This is a genomic window from Baekduia sp., assembly GCF_035996765.1.
Classification (GTDB): domain Bacteria; phylum Actinomycetota; class Thermoleophilia; order Solirubrobacterales; family Solirubrobacteraceae; genus Baekduia.
In genome coordinates, this window is the sequence record NZ_DASYJG010000068.1 from 1 (window position 1) to 17,749 (window position 17,749).

General features: G+C 70.6%; 22 protein-coding genes. All 22 read left to right on the plus strand.

Annotation, left to right across the window (positions count from 1 at the left end; all coding sequences use genetic code 11):
- Nucleotides 1–367, plus strand: a 367-nt coding sequence (locus tag VGO10_RS15265; protein WP_327469843.1) for a hypothetical protein, incomplete at its 5' end; no start/stop codon positions are given.
- A 7-nt stretch (nucleotides 368–374) separates the two neighbouring features.
- Nucleotides 375–1,754: a flagellar filament capping protein FliD gene (fliD, locus tag VGO10_RS15270; RefSeq protein WP_327469845.1), complete on the plus strand. Its 1,380-nt coding sequence runs from the start codon at nucleotides 375–377 to the stop codon at nucleotides 1,752–1,754.
- Between the two features lie 63 nt (nucleotides 1,755–1,817).
- A complete protein-coding gene (fliS, locus tag VGO10_RS15275; protein ID WP_327469847.1) occupies nucleotides 1,818–2,213 on the plus strand; it encodes a flagellar export chaperone FliS in 396 nt (131 codons plus the stop codon).
- On the plus strand, nucleotides 2,210–2,539 hold the full coding sequence (locus VGO10_RS15280; RefSeq protein ID WP_327469849.1) for a hypothetical protein: 330 nt from the start codon (nucleotides 2,210–2,212) through the stop codon (nucleotides 2,537–2,539). Before fliS ends, VGO10_RS15280 begins: the two co-directional genes overlap by 4 nt.
- Before the next feature lie 152 nt (nucleotides 2,540–2,691).
- Complete coding sequence (gene flgB, locus VGO10_RS15285; RefSeq protein WP_327469852.1) at nucleotides 2,692–3,048, plus strand: flagellar basal body rod protein FlgB; 357 nt, start codon at nucleotides 2,692–2,694, stop codon at nucleotides 3,046–3,048.
- The gene (gene flgC / locus VGO10_RS15290) at nucleotides 3,048–3,512 is read left to right on the plus strand and encodes a flagellar basal body rod protein FlgC (RefSeq protein ID WP_327469854.1); all 465 of its coding nucleotides are present in this window, start codon (nucleotides 3,048–3,050) and stop codon (nucleotides 3,510–3,512) included. The genes flgB and flgC overlap by 1 nt, the downstream gene beginning before the upstream one ends.
- Entirely contained in the window at nucleotides 3,512–3,856 is a 345-nt protein-coding gene (locus VGO10_RS15295) for a flagellar hook-basal body complex protein FliE (protein WP_327469856.1), read from the plus strand. Before flgC ends, VGO10_RS15295 begins: the two co-directional genes overlap by 1 nt.
- Before the next feature lie 33 nt (nucleotides 3,857–3,889).
- Entirely contained in the window at nucleotides 3,890–5,443 is a 1,554-nt protein-coding gene (fliF, locus tag VGO10_RS15300) for a flagellar basal-body MS-ring/collar protein FliF (protein ID WP_327469858.1), read from the plus strand.
- Nucleotides 5,440–6,480: a flagellar motor switch protein FliG gene (gene fliG, locus VGO10_RS15305; protein ID WP_327469860.1), complete on the plus strand. Its 1,041-nt coding sequence runs from the start codon at nucleotides 5,440–5,442 to the stop codon at nucleotides 6,478–6,480. Before fliF ends, fliG begins: the two co-directional genes overlap by 4 nt.
- Nucleotides 6,480–7,079 (plus strand): FliH/SctL family protein, encoded by a 600-nt coding sequence (locus VGO10_RS15310; RefSeq protein ID WP_327469862.1) that lies wholly within the window; start codon nucleotides 6,480–6,482, stop codon nucleotides 7,077–7,079. Before fliG ends, VGO10_RS15310 begins: the two co-directional genes overlap by 1 nt.
- Nucleotides 7,072–8,586, plus strand: coding sequence for a FliI/YscN family ATPase (locus VGO10_RS15315; RefSeq protein WP_327469864.1), 1,515 nt, complete (start codon nucleotides 7,072–7,074; stop codon nucleotides 8,584–8,586). The genes VGO10_RS15310 and VGO10_RS15315 overlap by 8 nt, the downstream gene beginning before the upstream one ends.
- A 100-nt stretch (nucleotides 8,587–8,686) precedes the next feature.
- A complete protein-coding gene (locus tag VGO10_RS15320; protein ID WP_414642244.1) occupies nucleotides 8,687–9,106 on the plus strand; it encodes a flagellar export protein FliJ in 420 nt (139 codons plus the stop codon).
- Nucleotides 9,103–9,804 (plus strand): lytic transglycosylase domain-containing protein, encoded by a 702-nt coding sequence (locus VGO10_RS15325; protein ID WP_327469866.1) that lies wholly within the window; start codon nucleotides 9,103–9,105, stop codon nucleotides 9,802–9,804. Before VGO10_RS15320 ends, VGO10_RS15325 begins: the two co-directional genes overlap by 4 nt.
- Nucleotides 9,804–11,150 carry a flagellar hook-length control protein FliK gene (locus VGO10_RS15330; RefSeq protein ID WP_327469867.1) on the plus strand — a complete coding sequence of 449 codons (1,347 nt, stop codon included), beginning with the start codon at nucleotides 9,804–9,806 and terminating at the stop codon, nucleotides 11,148–11,150. The genes VGO10_RS15325 and VGO10_RS15330 overlap by 1 nt, the downstream gene beginning before the upstream one ends.
- Nucleotides 11,151–11,177: 27 nt before the next feature.
- A complete protein-coding gene (locus VGO10_RS15335; protein WP_327469868.1) occupies nucleotides 11,178–11,594 on the plus strand; it encodes a flagellar hook assembly protein FlgD in 417 nt (138 codons plus the stop codon).
- 4 nt (nucleotides 11,595–11,598) lie between these two features.
- Nucleotides 11,599–12,000: a TIGR02530 family flagellar biosynthesis protein gene (locus VGO10_RS15340; RefSeq protein WP_327469869.1), complete on the plus strand. Its 402-nt coding sequence runs from the start codon at nucleotides 11,599–11,601 to the stop codon at nucleotides 11,998–12,000.
- Nucleotides 12,001–12,087: 87 nt separating this feature from the next.
- Nucleotides 12,088–12,933: a flagellar hook-basal body complex protein gene (locus VGO10_RS15345; RefSeq protein ID WP_327469871.1), complete on the plus strand. Its 846-nt coding sequence runs from the start codon at nucleotides 12,088–12,090 to the stop codon at nucleotides 12,931–12,933.
- A gap of 108 nt (nucleotides 12,934–13,041) precedes the next feature.
- The gene (locus VGO10_RS15350; RefSeq protein WP_327469873.1) at nucleotides 13,042–13,251 is read left to right on the plus strand and encodes a flagellar FlbD family protein; all 210 of its coding nucleotides are present in this window, start codon (nucleotides 13,042–13,044) and stop codon (nucleotides 13,249–13,251) included.
- 81 nt (nucleotides 13,252–13,332) lie between these two features.
- Nucleotides 13,333–13,815 carry a chemotaxis protein CheW gene (locus VGO10_RS15355; RefSeq protein WP_327469875.1) on the plus strand — a complete coding sequence of 161 codons (483 nt, stop codon included), beginning with the start codon at nucleotides 13,333–13,335 and terminating at the stop codon, nucleotides 13,813–13,815.
- 23 nt (nucleotides 13,816–13,838) lie between these two features.
- On the plus strand, nucleotides 13,839–14,891 hold the full coding sequence (gene cheB, locus VGO10_RS15360; protein WP_327469877.1) for a chemotaxis-specific protein-glutamate methyltransferase CheB: 1,053 nt from the start codon (nucleotides 13,839–13,841) through the stop codon (nucleotides 14,889–14,891).
- Nucleotides 14,888–15,715, plus strand: coding sequence for a protein-glutamate O-methyltransferase CheR (locus tag VGO10_RS15365; RefSeq protein ID WP_327469880.1), 828 nt, complete (start codon nucleotides 14,888–14,890; stop codon nucleotides 15,713–15,715). The genes cheB and VGO10_RS15365 overlap by 4 nt, the downstream gene beginning before the upstream one ends.
- Nucleotides 15,715–17,739 (plus strand): chemotaxis protein CheA, encoded by a 2,025-nt coding sequence (locus tag VGO10_RS15370; protein WP_327469882.1) that lies wholly within the window; start codon nucleotides 15,715–15,717, stop codon nucleotides 17,737–17,739. The genes VGO10_RS15365 and VGO10_RS15370 overlap by 1 nt, the downstream gene beginning before the upstream one ends.
- Nucleotides 17,740–17,749 lie beyond the last annotated feature (10 nt).

Genomic DNA, 17,749 nt, shown 5'->3' on the forward strand with positions numbered 1-17,749 from the left:
AAGGATCGGGATGGACATCGACGCGACGAGGGGCATCAGCATGCCCGCCGGGAGCCACCCGGAGCCGGTCCGAGCCGACAAGGCTCAGGCGACCGGCGAGTTCGCGAAGGTGTTCGACCTCGCCGAGGCCCGCAGGCGGCGCCTGACCGGCCCCGATCGCATCCCGGACGAGGTCTGGGATGACATCACCCGGGCCGGGCAGCTGGCCGACGACCTCTCCGCGCGCGGGCAGAGCGTGCGCTTCGACACCCACCGACTGACCAACCGCGTCGTCGCCTCGCTGGTCGACACCCACGGACGCACGCTGCGCCCCGTCGACCTCGGCGAGATCTTCGGCGGCGACTCCGACCCGGATCAGGCGGCCTAGGACTCCCATGGCAGGAATTCAGCTCAGCGGTCTCGTCTCCGGCATCGACACCCAGTCGATCATCGCGCAGCTGATGACGATCGAGCGGGCGCCGCGGACCAAGATCACGCTCGATCAGGACGCGACGACCAAGCGCCAGAGCCTCCTGCAGGACCTGTCGACCAAGGTCACCACGCTGAAGTCGGCCAACGACGACCTCAAGTCGGTCCTCAGCTGGCTCGACACGCAGACCGTCGAGACCGGCGACGCGACGAAGGTCACGGTGTCGCGGACCGGCGGCGCGCCTCCCGGCGGCTATGACGTTGCGGTCAACCAGCTCGCCTCGGCCGAGCGCCAGACGTTCTCGTTCGTGAGCCCGTCGGCCGACGGCACGCTCGACATCGCCAACGCCGACGGCTCGGCCCGCACGTCGGTCGCCCTGAAGGCCGGCGCGACCGTCGACGACGCGGTGTCGGCCATCAACGGCTCCTCCACCTCCCAGCTCTACGCGGTCAACGTCAACGGCAGCTTGGTGCTGAGCGCCAAGACGACGGGCGACACGAGCGGCTTTGCGATCACCGGTGCCGGCGTCGGCACCCAGACCGAGCGCGTCGCCGGCCAGAACGCCAAGGTCACGATCAATGACGTCGCCTACGAGCGCCAGAGCAACACGATCACCGACGCGCTCCCCGGGCTGCAGCTGACGCTCAAGGGCAAGACGGCGGTCGGCTCGACCGTCGGCGTCACCGTCGGGAGCCCCGGGCCCGACAAGGACGCGATCGTCACGAAGGTCAAGGCGTTTGTCACCGCCTACAACGACGTCGTCAAGACCGCGCGCGCCGACCTCACCGAGAAGCCGGTCATCAACGGCTCGACGACCGCCGACGTGCAGACGGGCACGCTCTTCGGCGACTCCGGCCTCAACATGATGCTGTCGCAGTTCCGCTCGACGATGTCGGCGCCGATCGCGGGGCTGACGGGCCTGACGTCGATGGCCGACCTCGGCGTCTCGACCGGCGCGGCGAACACCGGCTCGACGATCAACCAGGACTCCATCGACGGTCTCCTGACGGTTGACGAGACCAAGCTGCGCACAGCGCTGGACACCAACCCCAACGGGGTCCGCGCGCTGCTCGGCGGCGTGAGCGGCACGACGGGCTTCGGCCAGACGTTTGCCAGCGCGTTGTCCAACTACCAGGGCAGCGCTGGTCTCGTGCAGTCGCGGATCCTCTCCGCGACCTCCGACCTCTCGGATCTGGCCACCAAGCTCACGAACTTCGACGCCCGGATGGACGCCAAGCAGGATCTCCTGCAGAAGCAGTTCACGGCGATGGAGACCGCGCTGAACGCCAGCCAGTCGGCTGGCAGCAGCCTCGCGGGCCTGATCTCGTCGGATTCGTCGAACTAGCCTCAAGTACTGCACGAAAACAGCGAATACTGAGATGTCCCCCCTCCCTCGGAAGCGAATCGCATGAACCCCTACGCCAGCCCGCAGGCCTACCGCGACTCCGCGGTGCTCACCGCGTCGCCAGAGCAGCTCGTGGTGATGTTGTACGACGGCGCCGTGCGCTTTCTGCGCCAGGCCGAGGTCGCCATGAGCGAGGGCGCCTGGCTGCACAGCTTCGAGAAGCTCAGCCGCGGCGAGGCCATCCTCGACGAGCTGCTGGCTACGTTGAACATGGACACCGGCGAGATCGCCGAGCGCCTCCAGGCCATCTACATCTTCTGCAAGAAGACGCTCATCGAGTCGCGCGTGCAGCGCAACGCCGAGAAGATCGGCCAGGTCATCGCGCTGCTGGTCAACCTGCGCGAGGCGTGGGCCCGGCTGGCCGAGCAGGCCTCTGCCACCGCACCCGCGTCAGCATGAGCGCTCAGCTGTTCAGCGCGCTCGTCGCGCTGGGCCGCGAGGAGCACGCCCTGGTGACCGATGGCCGCTGGGAGGACTTGGCCGACCTCAACGCGCGCCGTGAGCGCGTGCTGGCCGCGCTGCCCGCCAGCGCGCCGGCCGAGGCGATGAACGACCTGCGCGAGGCCGCGCGACTGCAGGCGCTCAGCGCCGCCGCCCTGCGCCAGGGCATCGCCGAGACGGGCTCCGAGCTGCGCCGCCTGGGCACCTCTCGCACGGCCGTCGCCGGCTACGCCGCCGGCACCGGTGCGCTCGCGCCGCTCGGCGCCTACGACCACGTCGGCTGAGCCCGGTGGGTGGGCCAGGTCCCGACCTGGACGCATTCTGGACGAGGCCCTCAAGCGCCCGTCGGTTCGGCCGAAAACCGTGAGTGGGTGGCCAAGGCCGGCGACCTTTCTCAGAGCCCAAGGACGGGCGCGTTGAACTTCCGCACGTCCCCATGGATCTCTTCGACACCACCCAAATCGGCCTCGAGCGCGCCCTCTCGGGCTCCTCGCTGCGCCAGCAGGCGATCGCGCAGAACCTCGCGAACGTCAACACCCCCGGCTACCGCCGCCAGGACGTCGACTTCGCGTCGGCCCTGCACGCGGCATGGGACCAGGGGACGAGCAAGGTGGAGTCGGTCGACCCGACCGTCCAGACCGATCAGAGCGCGGTCATGCGCGCCGACGGCAGCTCGGTCGACATCGACACCGAGGCCGCGGCCCAGTCCAAGAACGGCCTCCAGTACGAGGCCGTCTCGACGGTCATGAAGACCCGCGTCGCCATCCTGCGCTCCGCGATCGGCGTCGGCTGATGGGTCTCTTTGACGCCATCGACGCCTCCGGCTCGGGCCTCTCGGCCGAGCGTCTGCGGATGGACGTCACCTCCGAGAACCTCGCCAACGCCGAGACGACCAAGGGCGCCGATGGGCAGCCTTACCGCCGCAAGGAGGTCGTCCTCCAGCAGGCCGGGGAGACGGCTTCCAACCAACCCACGTCGTTCGCGTCGATGCTCTCCTCGATGCAGGGCGCCGGCGGCGCCAAGAGCGTCAACGGTGTGAAGGTCTCCGGGATCGTCGAGGACTCCTCGGCGCTCAAGCGCATCTATGACCCCGGCCACCCGGACGCTGACAAGGACGGCTACGTGACGATGCCCAACGTCAACACCGTCACCGAGATGACCGACCTGATCTCCTCGTCGCGGGCCTACGAGGCCAACGTCACGGCGATGCAGACGGCCAAGCAGATGTTCTCCAAGACGCTGGACCTCTTGCGCTGATGCCGACCATCCCCTCCATGGGCGGCATCTCAGGCGTTGGCGGAATCGGACCCACCCAACCCGGCGGCGACTGGAGCATCGGCGCGCTGGACGGCACGCCGACCACGGGCGCAACGTCGGGCGGCGGGAGCTTCGCCTCCGCGCTGGGCGATCAGCTCAGCGCGCTGGAGAAGACCCAGAACAGCGCGGCCGACGCCTCCCGGTCGCTGGCCGACGGCACGGCGACCGACCCGACCCAGGCGATCGTCTCCGTCGAGCGCGCGCAGTTGTCGATGCAACTGGCATCGCAGTTGCGCACCAAGGGCGTCGAAGCCCTCCAGGATCTCTTCCACACCCAGGTTTAGGCCTCACCCTCCGACCCGGAGCCCCTCCCTCCAATGGCTCTCTTCAACTCCATGTCCACGCGCGGCAAGATCACGCTTGCCGCCTGCGCCCTCGGCTTCCTCGCCGCCGCGCTCTTCATCGTCAAGATGGCCGGCGCGCCGTCCTACACGACGGTGATGACCGGCGTCGACCCCGCCAAGACCGCGCAGATCACCACCGCGCTGACCGCGGCGGGCGTCCCCTTCGAGCTGCAGAACGGCGGCACGGCGGTGGGCGTGCAGAAGGGCAAGGAGACCGCGGCCAACGTCGCGCTCGCCGCCAAGGGCCTGAACTCGGGCACCACGCAGCCGGGCTTCGAGATCCTCGACAAGCAGAAGCTGGGCGCCTCCAGCCAGCAGCAGCAGATCGCTTACCAGCGCGGCCTCGAGGGCACGATCGCCAACACGATCGGCCAGATCGACGGCGCCGGCGGCGCGCAGGTCCACCTCACGCTGGGTCAGGACAACCTCTTTGCCGACGAGTCGCAGCCCGCGACCGCGGCCGTGCTGCTGCCCCAGGACGCCAGCGGGATGGACCCCGCCTCGGTCAAGGGCATCGCCAACCTCGTGGCCGCCTCGGTCCCCAACCTCAAGGCCAGCTCGGTGACGATCACCGACGGCTCGGGCGCGATGCTGTGGCCCTCGGGCGGCGGCGCGAGCGGTGACGGCGGCGCCGACGGCCTGCCGAGCAAGACCGCGGCCGAGGCCAAGTACAACGCCTCCACGGAAGCCAGCCTGCAGGCCCTGCTGGACCGCACGCTCGGCCAGGACAAGGCGCAGGTCGTCGTCCACTCCGACCTCAACGTCGACAAGATCGATCAGCAGGCGCTGACCTACACCGGCAAGGTCGTCCCGCTCGCCGAGAAGTCGACCACCGAGTCGCTGAAGGGCACCGGCAGCACGTCGGGCGGCACCTCCGGCACGGCCAGCAACCTGCCCAGCTACGCGGCCAACGCCACGGGCGGCAGCGGCACCAACAACTACAAGAACACGACGACCGACAAGACCAACGGCGCCGACAAGACCATCACCAAGACCCAGAAGGCGACGGGCGGGATCAACCGCATGGACGTCGCGGTCTTGTTGGACAAGTCGGTCACCCTGCCGGCCGCGCAGATGACCGCGCTGAAGGCCAGCCTCGCCTCGGCCGCCGGCCTGCAGATCGCCCAGCGCAAGGACACGCTGAACGTCACGACCGGCCTCGCGTTCGCCAAAGTGCCGGCCACGGCCGCCAAGGCGGGTCCGATCCCGGCGGCCTTCGCCGGCATCCTCAAGGGCGTCGGCATCGGCCTCGGCGCGCTGCTGTTCCTCTTCTTCGTCACGCGCCACCTGCGCAAGCGGGAGCGCGGCGAGCTGATCGACGAGCCGTCGTGGCTGCGTACGCTCGAGGCCACGCAGCCCAAGGAGCTCATGGCGATGCCCGACCTCTCCGGCAACGGAGCGAGCGCGGCCGAGGTGTCGATCGCCAACGCCGACCCGCGGCGCCAGCAGCTCGACACGATCATCCAGGGTGAGCCCGAGCGCGTCGCCGCGCACCTGCGCTCCTGGATCACCGAGGACAGCAAGTGAGCGTGGTCGCCCGCACCGGCTCGGCGGGCCTGACCGGCCGACAGAAGGCCGCGGTCTTTCTCATCACGATCGGCAGCGCCCGCGCCGCCGAGGTGCTGAAGTTCCTCAGCGAGCGTGAGATCGAGGCGCTGTCCTCGGAGATGGCGTCGCTCTGGCGCGTCAAGGCCGAGACGGCCGACGCGGTCGTCCAGGAGCTCGCCGAGCGCTTTGACGGCACCAACGAGTTCGCGCTCGGCGGCCCCGAGTTCGCGCGCGAGGTCCTCGAGCACCTGCTCGGCCCCCAGCGCGCCGAGGAGATCCTCGGCCAGATCACCTCGACGGCCGAGCTGCGCCCGTTCGACTTCCTGCGCCGCACCCCGCCGGAGCAGATCGCGACCTTCCTGGCCGACGAGGCCCCGCAGACCATCGCCTTGGTCGTCGCCTCGCTGCACACGACGCTGGGGGCCAGCGTGCTCGGCGCGCTACCGCCCGAGACCCAAGCCAACGTCGCGATGCGCATCGCGACGATGGAGGACACCAACCCGGGCGTCGTCGAGGACGTCGAGCGCGGGCTGCGGCTCAAGCTCTCCAACGTCCTGACCCAGGAGTTCTCCCAGGCCGGCGGCGTCGACTCGCTCGCCGAGCTGCTCAACCGCGCGGGGCGCTCCACCGAGCGCACCGTGCTGGAGGCGATCGCCGAGACCGACGGCGAGCTCGCCGACGAGATCCGCCAAAAGCTCTTTACCTTCGACGACATCGTGGTCCTCACCGACCGCGACATCCAGCTGCTGCTGCGCGAGGTCGATCAGAAGGACCTCGGGCTGGCGCTGCGCGGCGTCACCGAAGAGGTCAAGGACACCATCTTCCGCAACATGTCCACGCGCGGCGCCGAGATGCTCCAGGAGGACCTGGACACCGCCCAGCCGCAGCGCCGGTCGGTCGTCGAGGAGGCCCAGAGCCGCATCGTCGGCGCGATCCGCCGCCTCGAGGATGCCGGCGCCATCACGCTCGGTCGTGGCGGCGAGGACGGCGAAGACTCCGAGGACGACATCATCTGATGGAGGCCTTCGAGCTTCCCACCCTGAAGGCCCCGCCGGGCCTGCGCGCCTACGCGGCGCCGGTCTCGGCCGAGCCCGCGATCGACCTGGAGGCCGAGGCGCGCGCGGCGCGCGACGCCGGCCACGAGGCGGGCTTTCAGGCCGGCTTGGCCGAGGCCCAGGAGCAGATGGCGGCAGGGGTCGCCGCCCTGCAGGCCGCCGTCGAAGAAGTCGCCGCCGAGCGCGGTCGTGTTGCAAATGCGGTGGAGGCTGCCGCCGTCGAGCTGGGGCTGCGGATCGCCGAGCAGGCGCTCGCTGCCGCCGTCGAGGTCCGGCCCGAGGCTGTCGTCGACGTCGTCCGCGGCGCGCTGCGCCGGCTGGTCGAGCGCGACCGCGTCACGATCCTCGTCAACCCCGAGGATCTCGATCTTGTCCGTGGCGCGTCGGACGCGCTGATGGCCGAACTTGGTGGCATCGAGCACTGCGACGTCCAGGCTGAGCGCCGGGTGGCGCGCGGTGGCGCGGTCGTCCGCACGGTCGAGGGCGAGGTCGACGCGACGCTGCAGACCAAGCTCGCGCGTGCGCGCGAGAGCCTTGAGGAGGAGCTACGCAATGCCTGAGCTCGTCCTGGAGCAGGGCGGCGCGGTCATCGCGCCGGAAGCGGCGGTGCTCGAGCGGATCTCGGATCTCGGGCGCGCCGTCTCGCGTGCCGATCTGCATCGCCGCCACGGCCGCGTCATGGACCTGATCGGGCTGATCGTCGAGGCGACCGGCCTGGAAGCGGAGGTTGGCGAGGTCTGCGAGGTCCGCACGGGCCGCGACGCCGCCACCGGCGGCTGGACGACGATTGGCGCCGAGGTCGTGGGCTTCCGCTCCGGTCGCACGCTGCTGATGCCGCTCGGCGAGATGCAGGGCATCGGGCCCGGCGACATCGTCACCGCGACCGGCCGCAAGGTGTCGGTCGCGATCGGCTCCGAGTTGCTCGGGCGCGTGCTCGACGGCCTCGGCAACCCGATCGACGGTGGCCCGTCGATCGAGGCGCTCGAGCAGCGGCCGATCGTCGGCTCGCCCCCTTCGCCGCTGGAGCGCCCGCGGATCACCGACCGCGTGACGCTCGGCGTGCGCGCGCTCGACTCGCTCGTGCCCTGCGGCCGCGGCCAGCGCCTGGGCATCTTCGCCGGCTCGGGCGTCGGCAAGTCATCGTTGTTGGGCATGATCGCCCGGTCGACCTCGGCCGACATCAACGTCATCTGCCTGGTCGGCGAGCGTGGTCGCGAGGTCAAGGAGTTCATCGACCGCGATCTCGGACCGGCGATCGGCCGCTCGGTCGTCGTCGTCGCGACCTCCGATCAGCCGGCGCTCGTGCGCATCAAGGCGGCGCTGGCGGCCACGACGATCGCCGAGCACTTCCGCGACCAGGGCGCCGACGTCATGTTGATGATGGACTCGGTGACGCGCTTTGCCATGGCCCAGCGGGAAGTGGGGTTGGCGATCGGCGAGCCGCCCGCGACGCGCGGCTACACGCCGTCGGTCTTCGCCCTGCTGCCCAAGCTGCTGGAGCGGTCGGGCACCAGCCCGGACGGGTCGATCACGGCGTTGTACACCGTCTTGGTCGACGGCGACGACATGAACGAGCCGGTCGCCGACTCGGTGCGCTCGATCCTCGACGGCCACATCGTCCTCACGCGCGAGCTTGCGCATGCCGGCCACTATCCGGCGATCGACATCCTGCAGTCGGTGTCGCGCCTGGAGCGCGAGATCGGCTCGCCCGACGTGCTGGAGGGCGCGACGCGCCTACGCTCGCTGCTGGCGGCCTACCGCGACAAGCGCGACCTGATCGCGATCGGGGCCTACGAGCGCGGCAGCGACCCGCTAACCGACAAGGCCATTGACTTGAAGGACGCGATCGACGGCTTTCTCAAGCAGAAGCCCGACGAGGCCGTGCCCGGCCCGGACTCCGACGATCAGCTGCTGCGCACGGTCGGCGTCATCGGCTCCACGGTGGGCGAATTAGCCGCCGGGATGCCCGAGGCCGAGCTTGCGGTCGCGATGGCGGACGTACCTGGACTAGACCCCGTTATGCCGACCGGGCCGTCCGCCATCCCGCCGCTGAACCTGGCTGTCTAGCGCACCCATCCGACAGTCGTCCAGCACGCTCAACAGACCCGCTATCCGTCCGACGAACCAGAACGAGATGTCTCGCCCTTTTCGATTCGGCCTTCAGCGTGTGCGCGAGATTCGCGCCCATGATGAGGACCAGGCGAAGGAACGCTTTGCGGCCAGCCTCAACGAGCGTGTGCGCGGCGAGGCGGTGCTGCGTGCGGCCGAAGAGCGCCTGCGCGACGCCCAGTCGGGTCCGATCGCGCAGGGTTTCGGTCCGCTGACTGGTGCTGCATTGGTGTCTCGCGAGGCGTGGGTCAATCGCTTACGCAACGACCGCGCTGACGCTGCGCTGCGGATGAACAGCTATGACAACGAGCTCCAGCGCCGCCGCGTCGAGCTGACGGATGCCAGCCGCGCCCGCGAGGTGCTCGACAAGCTCGAGACCCGCCAGCGCGAGGCCCACCGTCAGGCCGGCGAGCGTATCGCCAACGCCGAGCTCGACGAGATGGGCTTGCGCGCCCACGCGCGGCGGAGCGCGGCATGAGCGTCGAGCTGATCGGCGCGCGTGTCGCCGAGATTCAGCAGCAGATCGCGGCCGTCACCGGCCAGGCGACGGCGCCGTCCACCAGCTTTGCGTCCCAGCTCGCCGACGCGCAGTCGGGCACCGGCGCAGCGACGTCCACCGCCGCGACACCGGCCACGCTCGGCGGCGGCGCGGCGACGCAGTACGACGCGCAGATCACCGCGGCGGCCACCAAGTACGGGATCGACCCCGCGCTGCTCAAGGGCCTGATCCGCCAGGAGTCCAACTTCAACGCGTCCGCGCAGTCCGGCGCCGGCGCGCAGGGCTTGACGCAGCTGATGCCGGGCACGGCGTCGTCGCTTGGCGTCGATCCCAGCGACCCCGCCCAGGCCATCGAGGGCGGCGCCAAGTACCTCAAGCAGCAGCTCGATCGCTTCGGCGGCGACCCGTCCAAGGCGCTGGCCGCCTACAACGCGGGGCCGGGCGCGGTGGCCAAGTACGGCGGCGTGCCGCCTTATGCCGAGACCCAGAACTACGTGCAGAAGGTGCTCGGCTACGCGGCCGAGTACGAAGGCACGGCCGCGACGACCGCCGCGACGACATCGGCAGTTCCGGTGACCACCACGCCGGTGTCGGCGGCGAGCCTGCTGAGCAGCACCGACGACGGCAGCACCGACGACACCTCTTCCTCCGGCGCCCTGGACTACAGCACCGTCTGATGACCGCGCTTCCCATCATCCCGCCCTCGAAGACACCGGCCCGGCCCCCAGGGCCCAAGGGTGCGAGCCCGCCACCAGGAGCAGACGGCGACTTCGCCGCCCTCCTGAGCCAGACCTCGGCCCGGACCGCATCTGCGGAAGGCCCCAAGAACCGCCCCGCCCAGCCGGAGTCGCGACGTCGCGACGCGGCTGCGGCCAAGGACGACAACAAGGGCGCCGGCGCGCCCGAGGCGCAGGCTGCGGCCGCTGCTCAGCCGGCTCAGCCCAAGCCCGCGGCCGACGCGCAGGGCCAGACCCCCTCGGGTGCAGACGCGACGCACGACGCGCAGGGCCAGACCCCGCCGCAAAGTGGCGAAGTCGCACCGGCCGTGGCGACACCTGCTGCCGACACTGCCGGTGCTCCTGCGGCTGCCGCGCAGACCGCCGGTGCCGCGGCTGCTGCCGCGACGGCCACGGGGACGACGACCGGCACGGCCGCGCCACCGTCCACGGCCGCGCAGACTGCCGCCGCCGCGCTTGCCGCGCAGCCCGGCTCAGCGGACGGCGCACCGCCGGCCGACGGCGCTGCCGCTCCCGCCAACGGCACCCCCGCCGGCAAGCTGCAGATTCCCACCGAGCTCCTCAACGCCAAGGCCGACGCCAACGGCGGCCACACCAAGGACTTCAAGAACGGCGATCACCCCAAGGGCGACCTGCCGCCGGCTCCCACGCTGCCGCCGACCACCGACGCCGCAGCCGCGCCCACCTCGGCGACCGCCGCTGCGTCGACCTCCGCGGTGGTCGACCCCAGCGCCGCGACCGCGCCGGCGCCTGCGATCACGACGCAGGCCCAGCCCGCCGCCACGCCGCAAACGGCCGTTCCCGTCATGAGCGGCGGGGTGGGTGGGGCCGTTCTCACCCGCGCCTCCGTCCTCCAGACCGCCGAGCGCGTCCAAGAGCTGGTCCGGATCGCCACCACCCGCGCCGGCAACGCGCGGGCGACGCTCCAGCTGCGCCCGGCCGAGCTCGGCCAGGTCGACGTCCACCTGCGCACCACGCGCAACGGGCTGGTCGCGACGATCGCCGCTCACGAGCAGGTCGGCCACGACGCGCTCCAGCAGGCGGGCAACGAGCTACGCCGCACGCTCGAGGACAAGGGCGTGCAGCTGCACAGCCTCGACCTCCAGCTCGGCGCCGGCCAGCACGGCTTCTCCAACCAGGGCGACGCACGGCAGGCCAGTTCCGGCCGTCGCGGCGCTGCTGCATCGCACGACCTCGACAGCGACGACGACGTCGCCGAGCGCGAACTGACCATCACCCACGCCCCGTCGACGCCCGCAGGCGCGCTCGTCGACGTCCAGGCCTGACCCGCAGGACCGAGAGGACGGATCCTCATGTCGAGTACCGACGGCATCACCAACACCTACACCAACCCGGCGTACAACATGGCTGACAAGACGGTCAGCTCATCGCTGGACAAGGACGGGTTCCTGAAGATGCTCACCGAGCAGATGAAGAACCAGGATCCGACATCCGGGCAGGACCCCAACCAGTACTTCCAGACGATCTCGCAGATGACGACGGTCGAGCAGTTGACCAACCTGGCATCGGCGTCCACGGCGGCACTGTCGCGTCAGAAGGACTCCAATGCCACGCAGCTGATCGGCAAGACGGTCACCTACCCCGGCAAGGACGGCCTGCCCGTCACCGGTGTGGTGGACAGCGTCCAGCTGTCGGCGACCAAGGGGCCGTCGCTGACGGTCGCCGGGAACGCCGGCATCGATCCAGACCTCATCAACAACGTCAAGTAATCCGATGAGCGGCACGTTCAACCCAGCACTCGTCCCGCCCGGTGTCTCTGCGCCGACGAAGGTCGACGTGCGGACGCAGCCGGTCCGGCCATCCGTCCAGACGCCTCAAGGACCGGCGTTCGCGGACGTTCTCAGGGATACGGCGGGCACGAAGCCCGTCACGTTCAGCAAGCACGCCGTCCAGCGCCTGGAGCGTCGCAACCTCCCCGTCGACCAGACGGTGATGCAGCGTCTTCAGGACGGGGTCGATCGTGCCGCGGGCAAGGGTGCCCGCGACGCGGTGGTCCTCGTGGACGACACGGCATTCGTGGTCTCGGTCTCCAACCGCACGGTCGTCACGGCCGTCGGACGCGACCAGATGAAGGACCACGTGTTCACGAACATCGACAGCGCCGTCATCGCCTAGCGCGACCGACGGCTCAGGCAAGAACGCCAACAACACACCCGGCTGGACCCCATCGGGGAAGCCGGAGGACCCCACAGGAGCCTCCCAATGATCCGCGGCATGTACTCGGCCATTTCCGGCCTGCGCACCCACCAGACGATGCTGGACGTCGTGTCCAACAACCTGGCCAACGTCAACACGGTCGGCTATAAAGCCTCTCGCGTGACGTTCAAGGACCAGCTGCAGCAGACGCTGTACGGCGGCTCCGCTGAGGGCCCGAACACCGGCGGCACGAACTCGGCCCAGGTCGGCCTCGGCGTGCAGCTCGGCTCGATCGACGCCGTCATGAGCGACGGCTCGATGCAGAACACCGGCACCCCGCTGGACGTCGCGATCCAGGGCGATGGCTTCTTCCGCGTCGGCATCGGCGACCCGTCGACGACGCCGGCCACGATGCCGACCGAGATGAACTACACCCGCGCGGGCAACTTCATCCGCAACGACCAGGGCTACCTGACCACCGCGGAGGGCTACTACGTCATGGGTCGCGACGCGACCACGACGCCGGCCTCAGACACGTTCATCCAGATCCCGGACGGCGCCTCCGGCGTTGCCGTCGGCACCAACGGCGACGTCAGCTACGTCCCGTCCGGTGGCGGCGCGCGCACCACGGCCGGCACGATCAGCCTGGCCAAGTTCCCCAATGACGAGGGTCTGCTGCGTCTCTCGGGCAACCGCTGGGCGGCGCACCCGTCCGCCGGCCCCGAGCAGGTCGGCACCCCCGACGGCACGACCTTCGGTCAGACCATCGGCGGCACGCTGGAGATGTCCAACGTCGACCTGGCGTCGGAGTTCACCAACATGATCGTCGCGCAGCGCGGCTTCCAGGCCAACTCGAAGGTCATCTCCACGGCCGACGAGATGCTGCAGGACCTGGTCAGCCTCAAGCGCTAGCCAAAAACCCACGGCTGAGCCACGGCGCGGCCGCCCGCGCGAACGCGGAGGGCGTTCGCTCGGGCGGGCGTGACGTGGCTCAGCTGATTCAAGCCCCCAGGAGCACCCATGATCGAGCTGCACAAGCTCTCGCACGGACGGGAGCCGTTTCACCTCAACTGCGATCTGATCGAGCGCGTCGACGCTTCTCCCGACTGCCACGTCACGTTGACGACCGGGCAGCGGATCGCCGTCTGCGAGTCGGTCGACGAGGTCATCGCGAAGATCCGCGCGTGGCGCATCGACGTGCTGACGCAATCGTTGCGTCTCGCGCGCTGAATCTCGGCCTCCGATCTGCTCTCAAGGGCCCTTGGGCCCGGTCGATCACCGGGAAAGACCGTTCTTCCAATCGGAGTACGCATGCCTGAAGAGCCCCTCCAGCGGCAGCTCGTCGTCTTCTCCCTCGGGGAGGAGGAGTACGCGCTGCCGATCACGCAGGTCCACGAGATCATCCGCTACACCGAGCCGCGCTCGGTGGCGTCATCGGACCCCAGCGTCCGCGGCGTGATCTCGCTGCGGGGCAAGATCCTCCCGGTCTATGACCTCGCGACGCGCCTCGGCGTCGAGCACGCCGACGTCAGCGAGGCCAAGATCGTCATCGTCGAGACGGCGCAGGACATGGCCGGCGTCATCGTCGACGACGTCGAGGAGGTCATCACCATCGCCGCCGAGCAGATCGGCGAGGCGCCGACCATCGGAATCGGACCCACCCACCCCATCGACGGCATCGCCAAGATCGGCGACCGCCTCGTCGTGCTGCTCGATCCCGACCGCCTCGTCGGCGCTGCAGCCGTCACCGTCGACGCTTCCGAGGACGCCGACGAGTTGCGTACCGCCGCTTAGGTCGGAGATCGCGAATCCCTCCCGTGCTCGCCGCCGCCCGCACCGCCAAGCCGTCCCGGATCCTCGTCGCCGACGACTCCACGTTCATGCGTCGCCTGCTCACGCAGGCGCTGCGCGACGCGGGCTTCGACGTCGTGGGGGAGGCCGCCGACGGCGACGAGGCGCTCGCGCTCTACCGCGAGCTGGGGCCCGATGCCATGACGCTTGACCTCGCCATGCCGGGCATGGACGGGATCGGCGTGCTGCGCGCCCTGCGCGGCGAGCGCTCCTCCTTGCCGGTCGTGGTCGTCTCGGCGTTCTCGCCGGCCCACGGCGCCCGTGCCGTCGACGCGCTCGCCGAGGGCGCCTTCGACCTGGTCGCCAAGCCCGTCTTCGGCGAACCGCTGGAGCAGTTCGTCGCCGCGCTGCGCGAGAAGGTCACCGCGGCCGCTGCTTCCGCCGCGCCCAGCCGCATCCCGCTCTCCCGCGCGCCGGCCGTCTCGCGTTTGCGGGCGCGCCGCCTGCCGACCGCCGACAAGAAGGTCGTGCTGATCGCCACCTCGACCGGTGGCCCGCGGGCCCTGGCGCGCCTGATTCCGGCGCTGCCGTCGCCGCTGGGCGCCGGCGGGATGATCATCCAGCACATGCCGGCCGGCTTCACCGCCTCGCTGGCCGAGCGGCTGGACCGCAGCTCGAAGCTGACCGTGGTCGAGGCCGCCGGCGGCGAGGCGCTGGCGCCCGACACGCTGCTGCTCGCCGCGGGCGGCAGCCACCTGCGCCTTGACGACGATGGTGTCGCGCGGCTCACCGACGATGCGGCCATCGGTGGCCTGCGCCCGCGCGCCGACCTCACGATCATCGACGCCGCCAGGCTCTACGGCGAGCGCCTGGTGCTGGTCGTCATGACCGGCATGGGCAAGGACGGCCTCGACGGTGCTCGTGAAGTACGAGCCCGCGGCGGCCGGATCCTGGCCGAGGCCGAGTCCAGCTGCACCGTCTACGGCATGCCGCGCGCGATCGTCGAGGCGCAGCTGGCCGACGTCGTCGTCGGACTGGAAGAGCTGGCTGAAGCCATCACCGCGGAGGTGGCCGGATGAGCTCCGCGACCACCAGCGTCGTCACGCGACGCGACGCCGGCGACGAGTACGTGACGTTCTGCAGCGCGCTGCGCCGCGTCTGCGGCATCGACCTGTTGCAGTACAAGCGCGGCCAAATGGAGCGGCGCATCCGATCGTTCGTCGCGACGCGCGGTGGCGGCGACCTGGTCGCCTATGCCGCCACGCTGCGCATCGACAAGGACGAGCTCGAGAAGTTCCTCGACCGCGTCACGATCAACGTCTCGCAGCTCTGGCGCAACCCAGAGCAGTGGGAGACGCTCGAGCAGCAGATCCTTCCCGACCTCGCCGCGACGGCCGTCGTCGGCGATCGTGTCCGCGCCTGGTCGGCCGGCTGCTCCTACGGCGCCGAGGCCTACACCTTGGCTGCGATCGCGCGCCGCGCCATCCCGCGCGCCGTGGTCACGATCCTCGGGACCGACATCGATGCCCGGATGGTGCAGCGCGCCCGCGCCGGCGTCTTCTCGGCCCAGGACGCGCGCGACGCGCCGACCGCGACGCTCGCCGGCCACTTCGAGCTGACCGACGACGGCAAGTGGCATGCCTCCGACGAGCTCAAGCGGCTCGTGCGCTTCGAGCAGGGCGACCTGCTGCGCACCGAGCCGCGGGCCGAGTCCTTCGACCTCGTGCTCTGCCGCAACACCGTCATCTACTTCAACGAGGACGTGCGCGACGCCCTCCACGGCCGGCTCGCCGCGAGCCTCCGTGCCGGCGGTCGCCTGGTCGTCGGGGCCACCGAGCGCGTCTCGGATCCGTCCCGGCATGGCCTCGCGCCCGAGTCCCCCTTCGTCTACCGGAAGCTCTGATGGACACCTCCGAGTACCTTCCGATGTTCCTGGCGGAGTGCCGGGAGAACCTGCAAGAGCTCAACCTCGCCGTCGTGGCCCTCGAGGAGGCGCCCGACGATCGCGAGACCGTCGACGCGATCTTCCGCATCGCCCACTCCTTGAAGGGCATGGCCGCGACCATGGGCTTCGAGGGGATGGCGACCCTGACGCACAAGATGGAGGATGTCTTCGAGCTTCTCCGTCAGCGCGGCACCGGCCTGACCGGTGAGGTCGTCGATGTCCTGCTCGCTTGCCTCGACGCGCTCTCGGGCGCAGTGGACGCGATCGACACCGACGGCGCCGAGAGCCTCGATCCGGCGGCGCTCGTCGAGCGCCTGGGCGGGCTCGTCCGCGGCCGCGACGACCGCGACGCGACCGAGGAGCCCGAGCCCGAGGTCGTCACCCCGCCGGCCAAGCTCGCCCCGGTCGGCGGCGGGCACACCGTCCTGGAGATCCACGCCGCGCTGACGCCCGACGCGCAGATGCCGGCCGTCCGCGCCTTCCAAGTGCTGGCCGCCGCCGCCGAGCACGGCGAGGTGCTGCGCTCAACCCCGGCCGAGGCCGACGTCGACAGCTTCACCGGCCGCATCATCGAGATCCTGCTGGCGACCGCCCACGAGGTCGACGACGTCGCCGCGGCGGTGCGCGCCGTGCCCGACGTCGGCGACGCCCGCGTCGCCGAGGCCACGGCCGAGCCGGTCGAGGAGCCCGCGCCGCTGGCCGCGGTTGACGAAGACAACCTGCCGCTGCCCGCCGCCCCGATCGCCGGGCCGGCCGCCCCCGCCAAGTCCGGACGGGCTCAGCACCAGACCGTCCGCGTCGACGCCGAGCGTCTGGACCAGCTCATGCACCTGATGGGTGAGCTGGTCGTGCAGCGCACCCACGTCGAGGCGCTGTCGGCCGAGGCCCACGTGCCCGGTCTCGGTCAGGCGATGCAGGAGCTCACGCGCTCCTCGCACGCCCTGCAGGCCATGGTCATGCAGATCCGCATGATCCCGATCGAGGCCGTCTTCATGCGCTTCCCGCGGCTGGTGCGCGACGTCGCCACCCGTCTGGGCAAGCAGGTCGAGCTCGACATCGTCGGCAAGGAGACCGAGCTCGACCGCACGGTCGTCGACGCCATCGGCGACCCGCTCGTGCACCTGATCCGCAACGCGCTGGACCACGGCCTCGAGTCGCCGGCCGACCGCATCGCGGCCGGCAAGGCGCCGACCGGCAAGCTCACGATCGGCGCACGCCACGCGGGCGGCTCGATCGCGATCACGGTTTCTGACGACGGCCACGGCGTCGACCCGCAGAAGGTCGCCGCGGTGGCGGTGCAGCGCGGGCTGATCACGCGCGAGCAGGCCCCGCTGATCGACATGCGCGCCGCCGTCGAGCTGCTCTTCACGCCCGGCTTCTCGACGGCTGCGGAGGTCGGCGACCTGTCGGGGCGCGGCGTCGGGATGGACGCCGTGCGCGAGAAGATCCGCGAGCTCGGCGGGGAGGTGACCGTCACCTCGGTCCAGGGCGAGGGCACCATCAACGAGATTCGCCTGCCGCTGACGCTCGCGATCATGTCCGCCTTGGTCGTCGAGGCCGGCGGCCAGCCGTTCGGCATCCCGCTGCAGCGCGTCGAGCGCACGATGCGCCTCGACGATCACCCGATCCGCTCGGTTGCGGGCGCCAAGATGCTCGTCCTCGCCGACGAGGCCCTGCCGCTGCGCCGCGCGGTCGACGTCTTCGGCGGGAGCACCGCAGATGCCGAAGCCGACACCCACGTGGTGATCGTGCGCGGCCAGGAGGGCGCCGTCGCCCTCTCGGTCTCCAAGCTCATCGGCCAGCGCGAGCTGGTCACCCGTCCGCTCCCGGCGAACGTCGGTCAGGAGGCCGCGGTCTCCGGCGCGGCCGTGCTCTCCAACGGCGACATCGTGCTGTTGGCCGACTGTGACGCATTGACCCTGAACACCCACCCGGCGCTGTCCGTGTCTGAGCGCGTCGCTGCGCTCGGTGCGGCTGTCTGACGATCTGTAG

Bases quoted from the DNA above. Each gene is read 5' to 3' on its own strand.
- VGO10_RS15340 (WP_327469869.1), top strand. From the start codon at position 11,599: ATGAGCGGCACGTTCAACCCAGCACTCGTCCCGCCCGGTGTCTCTGCG.
- VGO10_RS15345 (WP_327469871.1), top strand. From the start codon at position 12,088: ATGATCCGCGGCATGTACTCGGCCATTTCCGGCCTGCGCACCCACCAG.
- VGO10_RS15315 (WP_327469864.1), top strand. From the start codon at position 7,072: ATGCCTGAGCTCGTCCTGGAGCAGGGCGGCGCGGTCATCGCGCCGGAA.
- VGO10_RS15370 (WP_327469882.1), top strand. From the start codon at position 15,715: ATGGACACCTCCGAGTACCTTCCGATGTTCCTGGCGGAGTGCCGGGAG.
- VGO10_RS15280 (WP_327469849.1), top strand. From the start codon at position 2,210: ATGAGCGCTCAGCTGTTCAGCGCGCTCGTCGCGCTGGGCCGCGAGGAG.
- flgB (WP_327469852.1), top strand. From the start codon at position 2,692: ATGGATCTCTTCGACACCACCCAAATCGGCCTCGAGCGCGCCCTCTCG.
- fliD (WP_327469845.1), top strand. From the start codon at position 375: ATGGCAGGAATTCAGCTCAGCGGTCTCGTCTCCGGCATCGACACCCAG.
- VGO10_RS15365 (WP_327469880.1), top strand. From the start codon at position 14,888: ATGAGCTCCGCGACCACCAGCGTCGTCACGCGACGCGACGCCGGCGAC.
- VGO10_RS15310 (WP_327469862.1), top strand. From the start codon at position 6,480: ATGGAGGCCTTCGAGCTTCCCACCCTGAAGGCCCCGCCGGGCCTGCGC.
- VGO10_RS15355 (WP_327469875.1), top strand. From the start codon at position 13,333: ATGCCTGAAGAGCCCCTCCAGCGGCAGCTCGTCGTCTTCTCCCTCGGG.
- VGO10_RS15330 (WP_327469867.1), top strand. From the start codon at position 9,804: ATGACCGCGCTTCCCATCATCCCGCCCTCGAAGACACCGGCCCGGCCC.
- fliS (WP_327469847.1), top strand. From the start codon at position 1,818: ATGAACCCCTACGCCAGCCCGCAGGCCTACCGCGACTCCGCGGTGCTC.
- VGO10_RS15325 (WP_327469866.1), top strand. From the start codon at position 9,103: ATGAGCGTCGAGCTGATCGGCGCGCGTGTCGCCGAGATTCAGCAGCAG.
- VGO10_RS15335 (WP_327469868.1), top strand. From the start codon at position 11,178: ATGTCGAGTACCGACGGCATCACCAACACCTACACCAACCCGGCGTAC.
- flgC (WP_327469854.1), top strand. From the start codon at position 3,048: ATGGGTCTCTTTGACGCCATCGACGCCTCCGGCTCGGGCCTCTCGGCC.
- VGO10_RS15295 (WP_327469856.1), top strand. From the start codon at position 3,512: ATGCCGACCATCCCCTCCATGGGCGGCATCTCAGGCGTTGGCGGAATC.
- fliF (WP_327469858.1), top strand. From the start codon at position 3,890: ATGGCTCTCTTCAACTCCATGTCCACGCGCGGCAAGATCACGCTTGCC.
- VGO10_RS15350 (WP_327469873.1), top strand. From the start codon at position 13,042: ATGATCGAGCTGCACAAGCTCTCGCACGGACGGGAGCCGTTTCACCTC.